The organism is Segatella asaccharophila (assembly GCF_054687055.1).
The window spans coordinates 136,851-148,753 of record NZ_BAACAN010000009.1; the positions used below are offsets into that span (position 1 = coordinate 136,851).

Annotated in this window: 7 protein-coding genes; 1 reads left to right on the forward strand and 6 read right to left on the reverse strand. The window is 47.6% G+C overall.

The features are described 5' to 3' along the window. Nucleotide 1: 1 nt before the first annotated feature. Nucleotides 2-1,309, reverse strand: coding sequence for an L-cysteine desulfidase family protein (locus ACYRYG_RS07570; protein ID WP_293419247.1), 1,308 nt, complete (start codon nucleotides 1,307-1,309; stop codon nucleotides 2-4). Then, the gene (locus ACYRYG_RS07575) at nucleotides 1,306-3,399 is read right to left on the reverse strand and encodes a cytochrome c biogenesis protein CcdA (RefSeq protein ID WP_293433152.1); all 2,094 of its coding nucleotides are present in this window, start codon (nucleotides 3,397-3,399) and stop codon (nucleotides 1,306-1,308) included. Before ACYRYG_RS07575 ends, ACYRYG_RS07570 begins: the two co-directional genes overlap by 4 nt. Nucleotides 3,400-3,714: 315 nt before the next feature. Here ACYRYG_RS07575 and ACYRYG_RS07580 point away from each other — a divergent pair, with 315 nt between their 5' ends. After that, a complete protein-coding gene (locus tag ACYRYG_RS07580) occupies nucleotides 3,715-4,671 on the forward strand; it encodes an endonuclease/exonuclease/phosphatase family protein (protein ID WP_293443437.1) in 957 nt (318 codons plus the stop codon). Between the two features lie 30 nt (nucleotides 4,672-4,701). Here the strand turns inward: ACYRYG_RS07580 and ACYRYG_RS07585 are convergent, their stop codons facing one another. The 4 genes from ACYRYG_RS07585 to ACYRYG_RS07600 all read right to left on the reverse strand — a co-directional run. Next, entirely contained in the window at nucleotides 4,702-6,720 is a 2,019-nt protein-coding gene (locus tag ACYRYG_RS07585) for a beta-L-arabinofuranosidase domain-containing protein (protein ID WP_460197929.1), read from the reverse strand. A gap of 309 nt (nucleotides 6,721-7,029) precedes the next feature. Next, nucleotides 7,030-9,039 carry a glycosyl hydrolase family 95 catalytic domain-containing protein gene (locus ACYRYG_RS07590; protein ID WP_298671431.1) on the reverse strand — a complete coding sequence of 670 codons (2,010 nt, stop codon included), beginning with the start codon at nucleotides 9,037-9,039 and terminating at the stop codon, nucleotides 7,030-7,032. Between the two features lie 162 nt (nucleotides 9,040-9,201). Continuing rightward, the gene (locus ACYRYG_RS07595) at nucleotides 9,202-11,265 is read right to left on the reverse strand and encodes a beta-L-arabinofuranosidase domain-containing protein (RefSeq protein WP_294074663.1); all 2,064 of its coding nucleotides are present in this window, start codon (nucleotides 11,263-11,265) and stop codon (nucleotides 9,202-9,204) included. 155 nt (nucleotides 11,266-11,420) lie between these two features. Then, on the reverse strand, nucleotides 11,421-11,903 hold a 483-nt coding region (locus tag ACYRYG_RS07600), incomplete at its 5' end, for a family 43 glycosylhydrolase (protein WP_460197930.1).

Here is an 11,903-nt window from a genome sequence, read left to right on the forward strand (position 1 = left end):
CTCAATTCCGGCAATGCCCCTTATGAGTCATAATCTCCAGCACTTTATCATCAGTCGTACACATCGCATCCTTTCCGATACTGGTCAGGTTACGGATACTCTGATCCACGTCATCATCAATGATACCCTCCGCAGCGGTAACATATTGCCCCTCCATGGAAAGCATGGCAGACCACAAGGCCATGCTGACACCCGAACATATCTTCAACGAACAACTCGGCTTGGCCCCGTCACAGATCATCCCGGTAAGGGTAGCAATCATATTTTTCACCGAATGGCAGATATGGGTATAATCCCCTCCCATCAGATAGGTGATACCACAACTGCTGCCGATGCTGGCGACAACACAGCCACACAAGGCAGACAGTGTCCCCAGACTCTGTTTGATATAGATCGCCGTCAGATGACTGAGCGTCAACGCACGGATCAATTCCTCATCCGTATTCTCATTCTCCACGGCATATACCACAACAGGATTAGTGGCACATATCCCCTGGTTACCGGAGCCGGAGTTGCTCATGACCGGGATCATAGCCCCACCCATACGGGCATCACAAGCAGAAGCAGTCTTGGAGATGATATGAGAAAAGATCGAATTTCCGAAGATGCCATGGCTGAGCGGTCGGTCCATCGTCTTACCCAGGCAATGTCCATAGTTGCCCTTCAAGGATTCCGCCGCCGCACGCATATTATAGTCCCTGGTTTTCCGGATAAACTCAAGTTCGTCTAATGGGGAGAACATCGCATAATCATACACCATCCTCAGATTGAGTCGGATGCCCTCTGCTTCGCTCTCCCCACCCGTAAGATTACGCTTGTCATACAACACCCTGCCATTTATTCCCTCATAGACAAAATGCGTATGACTGCCGGCAATGATTGTGACGGAACGATCCTTACCCGACTGGCAGATCACCTCTACATAAAGTTTGTCCACCTCTCCCTCCTTCAACTGAATACTAATCGGATCCATCTTCAGATAATCCTTTCCCTTCCGGAGTGCCTCCGGAGTCAAGTCCTTAATCACCTCCAACTGATATTCAGACTTTCCTATCAGTGCGCCGAGAGCGATGGCTATCGGCAGTCCGACCATTCCCGTACCAGGAATGCCGACTCCCATAGCATTTTTCAGGATATTCTTACTGAGCAGGACCGTGATCTTGTCCGGTATACACCCCAGATTTTCCTTGGCACGGGCCGTACAAAGGGCTACCGCCATAGGTTCCGTACAACCGACTGCAGGGACGACCTGCTGCCGGATCACTTTCCGGATCTGGTCCCTGACCTCCTTACCCAATACCGCCATCATCTAGCCTCCTTACCATAATCAGCCAGTCCCTTATTCAAGAAGTCAAGATAAGCACTGACATCCTCTTTATAGCTGAAAGACCTGTTAAGCGGCCTACCCAGATTATCGACCGGCACATAGAATGGCTGGGTATTAGAACCGAACTTATGAGCCTGGAGATAGCTCCACTTATCACCTATTGTGCGTAACGTGCGTGTACGCCCATGGTCAGTCACCACCATCGGTTTAGGCAGCGGTGTCTTATCGTCCACGAAGAGAGAGATCAGCACATAATCCTTAGTCAGTTTATCAGCTACCGTAGGATCCGTCCACACCGCAGCCTCCATCTTCCGGCAGTTGACACAGCCGAAACCGGTAAAGTCGATCAATGCCGGTTTGCCTTGAGCCTTGGCTGCTGCCATCCCCTGTTCATAGTCCGTATACTGTGCTTTCACCACCTTGTTATTCAAGTTGAAGTCCTGCGTATTCATCGGAGGCGCGAAAGCACTGACCGCCTTGCAAGGAGCCCCCCAGAGTCCGGGAACCATATAAAGGGCAAAGGCAAGAGAGCAAAGGCCCAGCATCACGGAAGCCACCGGCATTGGTCTGGCAGGCATCGGCTTCCCCTCAGCATCATACAGGACATCCGACCGGAACCGGAGTTTGCCGATGAGATACATGCCCATAGCGCCAAAGATAACGATCCACAAGGCGAGAAAGGTCTCCCGGCTGAGGATATGCCATCCATACGCCAGATCCGCCACCGACAGGAACTTCAGAGAAAAAGCCAGTTCGATAAATCCCAAGACCACCTTAATATTGTTCATCCAAGAACCAGACTTCGGAGCAGATTTCAGCCAGGAAGGGAACATGGCGAAAAGAGTGAAAGGGATGGCCAGAGCCAGAGAGAACCCGAACATCCCAATAGCCGGGCCGGCCCAGTTGCCTGAGGTCACCGTCTGGACGAGGAGCAGTCCGATGATCGGTGCCGTACAGGAAAAGGAGATCAGCACGAGGGCAAAAGCCATCAGGAAAATGGAAAGCACACCTGTCGTCTTTGCAGCCTTAGAATCCACTGCATTCCCCCAACTGTCGGGGAGTTTGATCTCAAACCATCCGAAGAATGAAAAGGCGAAGAGAACCAATAAGAGGAACAGGATAATGTTGAAGACCGCATTCGTAGCCAGCGAGTTCAACGTGCTCGGCCCGAAAATTGCCGTAATGACGATTCCCAGAGTCAGGAATATCACGATGATGGACAAGCCATAGAGTGCGGCATCCCTGATTCCTCCCTTCTTGTCACCACCCCGCTTGAGGAAGAAACTGATCGTCATCGGAATAATCGGCCAGATACAAGGCATCAGCAGAGCCAGCAAGCCACCGATGAATCCCATCCAGAAGATATAGAACAGAGAATGACTGGCCACATTATCATTGCCGCCAAAGGACTGCAGTTGCCTTATCACCGGCTGCCACCAGGACTGTTCCTCCTGAGGAGTCGTCTGGACGACAGTGGCAGGTCCCGTCTGAGTCTTGGCAGTGTCTACTGCCGGAAGGACTGTGGAATCAACCTTCATCCCCTGTTGGAGTGCAGAGGGGGAATCCACTGTCCCGGCCGTCGTACTGCTGACTGCCGCAACTATTCCAGCCTGAAAGGAAGGAGACTTCCCCGCCTTCTTCACCTCAATCTGAGTAGGAGGCAGGCAATTCTGATCATTGCAAGCACCATATTCAAGATATGCGTCTATCTTATAATTCGGCGATGTAAATTTTATTTTCTGGACGAAAGTTACACTCCCCTCAAAATAACGGAGTTTCATACCGAAAAGCGGATCCATCTTGGAGATTTCCCGTCCACGTGGCATCAACTTCCCCACTGGTTTCACCCCACTCATGCTATTTACATGGAAGGTGGCAGAGATGGGGCCATTATTTCCTAGATCCGTAGAATAGACATGCCAGCCAGCATCTATTCGCCCCGTAAAGATAATCTCTGCATTCGCAGTTCCATCCATCTTCACCTGGGTAGCAAACTTGACAGGATTAACCATCTGGGCATGAGCCACTATAAAAGTCATGACCATTATCATGAGTGAAACAGTCTTTTTCATATTCATCATATTCTATTCAAATTATTTATGGCAAATCAACTCACTTCTTCTATTCTGGCCTCATATCAATTTCTCTTGAACTTATTCTTTAAAGACATGAGCAGCAATATCTCTTATATTATCAACGTTATTTCTCTTCGGTTCTTACTAAAAGCATAACCATTTTTCAACCTCTCTATGACGAAAAAACATAGGAATTCAGGCTACAATGCTGCAAAGTTACTGATTTTTCTATCAAAACAGCATAATTATTCGTTATTTTTCTTTCTTTTTTCTATCTTTGAAGCACAAATACTATAAAAACGGAAAACAGAGATGATAGAATTACTCTTAATAAGTTTTCTCACTTTTGCAGAATTGAACTGTGAGAATTTATTCGACACACAGCATGATAGTCTGAAAAACGATTACGAATTTCTCCCCGGCAGTAATCACCACTGGACACGCACACGATATTGGCGCAAACTGGATCATATCGGTCAGGAAATCATCGCATTAGGAAAAGATTCTGCCCATCAATGGCATCTGCCCGACTTTGTCATCCTCTGTGAGGTAGAAAACGACAGTGTCATGCGTGATCTCACCAGACGTTCCCTTCTCAGACATGCCAAATATGAATATTTCATCACCCGTTCCCCAGATGAACGCGGAATTGATGTTGCCCTTCTGTATAATCCCTACGCTTTCCTCCCCATACGGCACTTCAGTTTCAGAGTCCATACCTTGCCGGGCATGCGTCCTACGAGGGACATTCTCTATGTCAGCGGCAGGCTCAGTAATGGCGACACCCTGCACATCTTTGGAGTTCACGCACCCAGTCGGATGGGTGGGGAACGAGCCTCCCGTCCTCACCGCCTGCTGGTAGAAAGGAAACTTGCTGAAGCCATTGACTCCCTACGATGCCAGACACCGGAGGCAAGAATTATCATTGCCGGAGACTTCAACGACTATCAGGATTCTCCGGCCCTCAAGAAACTTTATTCACTCGGGCTAACAGACATCTCCAGAGAAGCGAAGGGGAAAAACGGAGCCAAGGGCACCTATCGCTTCCGGGGAGAATGGGGAAGTCTGGATCACATCTTGTGTTCTCAAAAAGCAGCAAGTCCCCTGATCGATTGCTTTATCGGTGATCTGAAATTCATCTTAGAGCCGGATGAAAAATACGGAGGGGTAAAACCGTTCAGGACCTATATGGGTCCCGCCTATCGTCCCGGTTATTCCGATCATTTACCCCTCGTAGCAAAATTCAAGATAGAACAGGAACAGCCTTAACCCCTCAGAACAGTTCTCCTCTCCGTCATCTTATCTTGGGAACGCAGAAATCCTCAGTCTTGCTGCTCCCATGGGAATCAGTGTAATGGTCTCTGGCTGCAACCTCGGAGCATTCTCCCGTGGCAGCACTCCGCACAGACCATCAGGAGCAGCCTTCCAGGAAGGAATGCGGCAGCCTTTCGTCTGGATCTCTATCGGCGCGTTCTCCTGGGTAAAAGGCAGCAGGCCATCCGCCAAAGGCTTTCTGATGACCTTCATATCCACGAGTTGGTGATTCTCATTCAAATCCAATGCATAGTTCCACGGGCTATCTGCATAAATGTCATACGCCGGCCATTGAGAAGCATCCACTCCCTTCTGCCACCGGCTGTCACTGATTGCATGCTCCTCACAGTTATGCCGGACATACCGCTCCTTGATTTTCAGAGAAAACGTGATCGGCCCATAATTGACACTGACACTGTTTTCGTTCGTCTGCCAGGTTCTCATCCTGACAGACATCGGGAAACGGAGCATAATCGTATCACCGTTCTTCCACGTTCTGCACACCCGGAGATAGTTCTTGCCTACAGAGACAGCCTCAGCCTCCCCATTAACAGAAACCACTGGATGGTCCGTCCAGCGGGGGATTCTCAGATAAAAAGGAAATTCCACCTTCCCTTTCATTTTCAGAGTAATGCGGATATTCTCATCAAAAGGATATTGAGTCTCCTCGGCTATTGTTATTTTCTTCCCGCCAGCGACCTTCATCCTTGCCGTACAAGCTCCATAGAATGCTATAGCAGCACCGTTGTCCGGCGTGGCATAGACCAGGTTCTCCGAATAATAAGGCCACCCTTGGGAATGGTTGTGCTGGCAGCAACGGCTGCTGAAAGGATTCATAGACAGGAACGGACCACTATTATCTATCCCCGGATGATGGTTCCTGGAGTCACTGACAATCATATTCGGGGAGGTGATATACCTCAAAGCCTTAAAATCAGGCATCACTGCTGCCGGATAAGTATTGAAGGCTACATCTTCACCATTTGCAGCCCAGTAAGGATCACCGGTAAGCCTGAGCATATATTCGTCAGAGGCCATCTGCTCCACCATACCACAGAGTTCCACGCCCTGTCTCGGGTCAATATATCCCATCCGGGCATTCTCATCAGCTCCGAACATGCCACCGGGGACCTGTCCGAATACCCGTCTGACCAGGAACTGGTCATGATAAGCATCCTTCAGATAAGCAGAATCACCCGTCATACTAAAATAAGTTGCAGGCTCCCTGAATCCCTGTACTATATTCACATTATGCCAGTTGGGCAGTGTCGATTCCTGGCACCAGTCAGCCGTATTACGATGGATTTTCCCGGCCAGATCCAGCAAGAACTTATCCCCCGTAATATTATAAAGCCACAGGACACTCCTCATATTGTCTCCTCCACGGCTGTTCTCCCAATAGTTTTTCAAGAACCGAGCATCAGGTATTGATTGCTCCCATTTAAAAAACCGTGTCATAAACGGAATCACACGTTTGTCCCCCGAATATTCATAATAAGACTGAAGGACATCCAGCATGATAAAATGAGCCCACAACTCCGGTTTCCCGTCCGAGATATTGACAGGACCAAAAGAGCCATCCTCTTTCTGGCTTTTCAGCACAGCCTCAATCCAAAATTTTGTCTCTTTGAGCATTTTCTTATCCTGAAGGATATAAGCCAGGTCACCATATCCCCGTAACCAGTAAGGCACCTCTTCCCAGCCATGATCACCCCCTGGAGTAAGCCAGGCATTATGATCTTTTGACAACCATGCAGATATTTCATTCAGATGTCCGGTGAGCCCAGCCCGCTGAAGGTTGAGATACTTGCCTATCCAGCCCGCCGGATGAATGCAGCCTACCGGCAACTTTATAAAACTGGCAGGCTGCAGAGGAGCCCTGGAATCCACATAGTTCCTGCTCCTTTGTGTCAAGTCAGGGTGATCTACCATCTGTGCCAGGCATACCGAGCCAGTACTGGTCATCAATAAAAACACGCAAGAAATTAAAAATCTGGTTTTCATTATCTCATATTCAAAACGACTTATAGAACATTTTACACAAAAGGCAAATCACTAAAAAAGCATTCGACATCGTCCCTACTTGCCCCCAGATGCTTCATAATATCTCTGAAGCAGCAAAAGGCAGGAAAAAATCCCATGAACCAGTCTACCTGATTAAGAACTGCAACTAACCGCCTCATCTGTCGACCAATTCAGAGATTCAAATCTTTTTTAGCGTCTAAAGTTACGAATAATCTACAAAACTGCCAAATATATAAGTCTAAAACATGAGCATCTGCTTCCTGATCATCCCCCCTTCACAGAGACCATTTAATGATTCTCTCTAGAGAAGGCCGAATGATTTGCACCAACAGCTGTAAAAGTCAGGCTTTTCCAGTTTTCGGGCAGGACACTTCTTACCTGTCTTATTCCACCATGCACATAATCAATGTCCAAGCCACCGAATCCCATCAGCACAGCTTGCAACACACCACCTGCCCCCGTAGCGAAATAAGGATTCGTGCCACCTTTAGTTTCTGCTATAACCCGGAACGGCGGTAACAAGTTAGGGAGGTAAGCATCCTGAAAATATTTCCATGCATTCCCTGCATCCCCCAACCGGGAATAAAGCAAAGAGAAGATAGCCTGTGTCATTGCAGGAGTACCCTGAGCGGGAACGCGGACCTGATAGTAAGCCAGATCCTTCCTGATTTGTGATACCTCTGTAATTAACTTCAAGGGATAAGGCAGAAGGTTTACATCGGCCTGCTTGATATTCTCCCCCTTATAAGTAAGAAACTCTTTTGTCACCCCATCACTGAAATGATAGAAAGGTATTTTAGCCGCTGTCTGTTCCCATTGCAGGTTGACAGGTTCCTTCAAGAGTTTCGCAGCCCTGGCCGCGCACAACAGGTTTACCTTTGCTACGCCATTCGTAAACGCATCATCATCAACATTCTCAGCCCACTCGTCTGAAGCAACCACATTACGAATATGGCATGCCCCTGATGCATCAGGCTCCACCCGACTCAGCCAGAAATCAGCCGTTTCCTTAAGGATAGGATAACCTTTTTTCTCCAGCCAGTTCCTGTCCTTTGTGACACAGTAATATTGCCATGCTGCAAGGCCAACACATCCCGTTATACTATGTTCAAAAGGTCCGCTCATTGCCCATACCGGGGTATCTTCACCACCGGAATCAGAACTCTCCCATGGATATTGTGCACCTTGATAGCCATGTTCAAAGGCATAGTCTTTCGCAGCTTTCAGACGATCATAACGATATTCTATCATTGATTTTGCCAGCTCCGGATGCAACAACAGCAAAGCAGGATACATCCACAAATCAGCATCCCAGAAAACATGGCCATTATAGCCAAGTCCAGAAAGCCCCATCGGGGAAACAGACAGTGCCGATCCTGCACGTACAAACGAATACAGATGATACATCATGCTATGCACATCCTGCTGGGACTGAGGATCACCCTTTATTTGAATATCACTTTTCCACAAATCCGCCCAGCAGGCCTTATGCCTGTCGACCAACTTGTCTATACCTTCCATCTGGCAATATACCACCAGACGCTTCACCTCATTGATAGGATCCGAAGATACTGCCGAGGACATCGTAGAACCGACTATGGCAAACCTATAATGCATATCCTTTTTCAAGGTACAATCAAATTCAACTTTCCCGCCATCCTTAATTCTGGTATAATGCACCTGAGGTACAGATATATCCGTCGGGAACAGGAAACTAGACGAAGCACACATCTTCAATTTGCCTGTCGGGCTCTCTGATTCCGTCGATAGCAAACGAACTTTGGCATGGCCTATAGCGATGTCACTATACGTATTTTCTCCATTTTTGAATCCTTCAGGGAGGTCTTGCACGTTAGCAGCATGAAGAACAATATCTGTATGAGGAACGATGTCCACCGTCAGCAAGGCACAATAAGGCAATTGTCTCAACGAAAAGAAGGAATAAGCTACAGAAGCCTTAGTCCCAAAATCAAACTTCCCCATAAAAACAGCATCCTTCATATCCAGTTCCTGGGTATAATTATGAATATTGGAGCATGAAATTTTGTTTCCGTCAATGTCCAGTTCCGTATTCAATATATTGAAACCACGAAGGAAATTACTCACATCCCCCCTTCCGAACTTATCATAGCTTCCCCCTAAAACCACGCATGAAGTTTTCAAGGGCTGAGGGGATGACACAAGTCCCAGCATTCCATTCGCCACCGTAACGCCATAATAATGAGTGGAGTCTATATGCTCTGCCATTATTTTCCATGGATCCTGCGCCAGAGCAACACTCTGAAAATTAGAAAACATAAGGACTGCTACGAAAGCAGCCTTTATGTTTTTATTTGAAAAATATTTGTTTCTGATTTTCATTTTCAAAAAGATATGTATATTCTTACCTGATCTCTATTATCGATTACACTTACATGGATAAAATTGAGATTTCATAATCACAGTAAATCAAGGGTCATTTCATTTACTTTTCCAGGCTTCCTCCGTTACCGGGAACATGCTTACCCTGAACTTGGTACATCCATAAGGAACCAGTTCTATTGTCACTGGCTTCCCCGCATCCTTCACCGCCTCTTCCGGCAAGGGCTGCATTTCACTCGGCCGCCAATTGAATGCTCTCGCCCTGACCAGCAGTTTCACCGGAGCCTCATAGAGTCCCCATTTCCAGGGTCCACCTTTCATCTTAGTCTTTACGATCTTAATACCATTCTTTCCTCTTCCGGCAGCGACATCCAGCGCATAATCATACCTGGCTTCAGGATCCTTCTTATTCGCATTGATGTCCCTGATCGGCAACGCATAAAGCAGAGGACCATAGGTGACACATTCAAACGGATTTTCCACGTTTCTCTCCGAAGCAGGCTTGGTTGTAGCGAAATATTTCACATCGGGATAAGGAGTCTCCCTCTCTGCCGTTACCTTCACCATCATGGGGAACACCAGTTCTATACGATCACCGTCCTGCCATGTACGAAAGACCTTGATGAATCCATCCTTGCTTTTCTCCCTTATTCTTTTTCCGTTAACCTTCACCGAGTAGTCAGTGCACCATCCCGGAATACGAAGGTAGAACGGCATCGTCACCTTTCCGCTACTTCCTACCCGGATTGAGATTCTGTCATTAAAGGGATATTCCGTACGGCAACGGATATTCAGGCGTTTGTCCTTTATTACCTTCTCTATCCGGCAGGGACCATAAAGTACGAATGCCAGTCCCCCGTCAAGGGACTCCATGCACATATTTTGAATATAGTCCGGGATCGTATTGTTCACATTCCCCGCACAGCACAGCGTAGGCGCCCCATAAGGGGTAAAGACGATGTCTGGAGGACCGCCGATGGGCGGATTATCCGGCAGACAGCCTGCATCCATACGGTTCGGAGACTGGAAATAGCACAGCATTTTGAAGTCTCTGGTCACTGGAGCAGGACCAGCATTAAAAAAAGCTTTTTCCATCTCGTCTGCACAGGCAGATGAACCATTCAAACGCAACAGCCAGGAAAGGCTCCACATTGATGTCGGCACATTACAGGTTTCCGTATTCCTGAACGGTCCTATACCGGCAAGGTATTCCTCCGAAGAACAGACTCCGAAAGGCAGAAGGTTCAGTTTTTCTCCCCATTTAAGAATATGCTCAGCCGCTGCCATCCCGTTCCGGTCACCTGACCACATCGAAGCTATCGCCGGAACTTTTACAGCTTCATAATAAGTCACGCCGTGAACCGACTGGTTTTCCTTTACCGGCTGTCTCCAGTCGCATCCCAGCCATGTTTTCTCAGACTCTAACAGTGGCGGCATTGTTCCAAACTCTTTCAAGTGCCTTAATATGGCAGGGTCACCCGTCATCACATAAGTTTCCGTCATGGCATCCACGTTAGTGCTTGCGCGCATGTGTTCCATACTGCCTGACAAGGACTCCGCCTGCCGGCTGTCCGGCAGTCTCAGAGTAAAGCCGGAATAGACCTTGTCCAGAGCCTTCAGTATCCTCGGATCATGAGTAGCCTGATAGTAGGAGACCAGGCTCCTTCCCATCAGCGAATGAGCCCAGACATTGAACTCATTGCTGATCGCATCAGGTTTCCAGTAAATGAAATTGTCCGCTCCCTTAAGAACGCCATCAACCACACGATCCAGCCGGGCTGAAGTCTTGTGGATTAATGCTGAATCATTCAGGATATATCCCAGTTTTACGGCTCCGTCCAGCCAGTAGCTACACTGTTCCAACGGCCAGCCCGTACCTTCCGGCCCAACTCCGGGAGCCTTAATGGGAACTCCTTTCCAAGCCAGACGGAAGACATCTTCATATTCATCCAGATGGCCCGTAACGCCATGGGCCGCATATTCAGCCCAGTCACGAAGCCATCCTTCAGGCCTGATCTCACCTACTTCCAGCGGGACGAAACGCGGCAAGATTATCGCATGAGCACGATACTCAGCTATTTTTCCAGCAGTATAATCCTTTCCTTGCCCGAAGGCGCACACCGAGAAAAGGAGAAATAATCCGGACACTAATGTTTTATTCATATCACTCTATATTTTTATCATCAATATTCTTTAAAAATGGAAGTCTCCATTGTTTTTGCATGACTTTACTACCAAAAAAAAGGACGATCAGCAAAGATCGTATGCCCCATACAGAATTGCCCCATCACGCATTACGTTAAAAGTAAAAGATCAGACTATTTAATAACCGGTGCGGGACGTGCAGTCTTAAAATAAGGCGTTTCCGTAATAGCCGGAGGAGTGCCATTATGAATGACAGGCCACCCGCCAACCCACTTCACCTGGCTGAGTATCAAGGAACGGACAGGAGAAGAACGATTCAAATCATAGGCATGATAAAGTACCCAGTCATTTCCATCATCATCCGTTATGATCTCACTATTGTGTCCAGGGCCGGAAAAGCGAGAGTTACCTTGATTAATGATTTCATAGTTAGTGCCCTTCAAGATACTCCTGCCTTTTTTATCCACATAAGGTCCGAGAATATTTTTAGAACGGACCACAACCATTGCATAAGTACTTTTGCCATTATTCAGAGAGGTCGCCCCTATTGATGCAAACAAATAATAGTACTCCCCATGTTTATGGATCATCGTACCTTCCAGCAAAGAATGATTATAATCATACGTATCCACGGTGATCTGATGGATCCCGGTACC

Coding starts and splice junctions, on each gene's coding strand:
- ACYRYG_RS07585 (WP_460197929.1), bottom strand. CDS start 6,720: ATGAAAACCAGATTTTTAATTTCTTGCGTGTTTTTATTGATGACCAGT.
- ACYRYG_RS07575 (WP_293433152.1), bottom strand. CDS start 3,399: ATGAAAAAGACTGTTTCACTCATGATAATGGTCATGACTTTTATAGTG.
- ACYRYG_RS07570 (WP_293419247.1), bottom strand. CDS start 1,309: ATGATGGCGGTATTGGGTAAGGAGGTCAGGGACCAGATCCGGAAAGTG.
- ACYRYG_RS07595 (WP_294074663.1), bottom strand. CDS start 11,265: ATGAATAAAACATTAGTGTCCGGATTATTTCTCCTTTTCTCGGTGTGC.
- ACYRYG_RS07580 (WP_293443437.1), top strand. CDS start 3,715: ATGATAGAATTACTCTTAATAAGTTTTCTCACTTTTGCAGAATTGAAC.
- ACYRYG_RS07590 (WP_298671431.1), bottom strand. CDS start 9,039: ATGTTTTCTAATTTTCAGAGTGTTGCTCTGGCGCAGGATCCATGGAAA.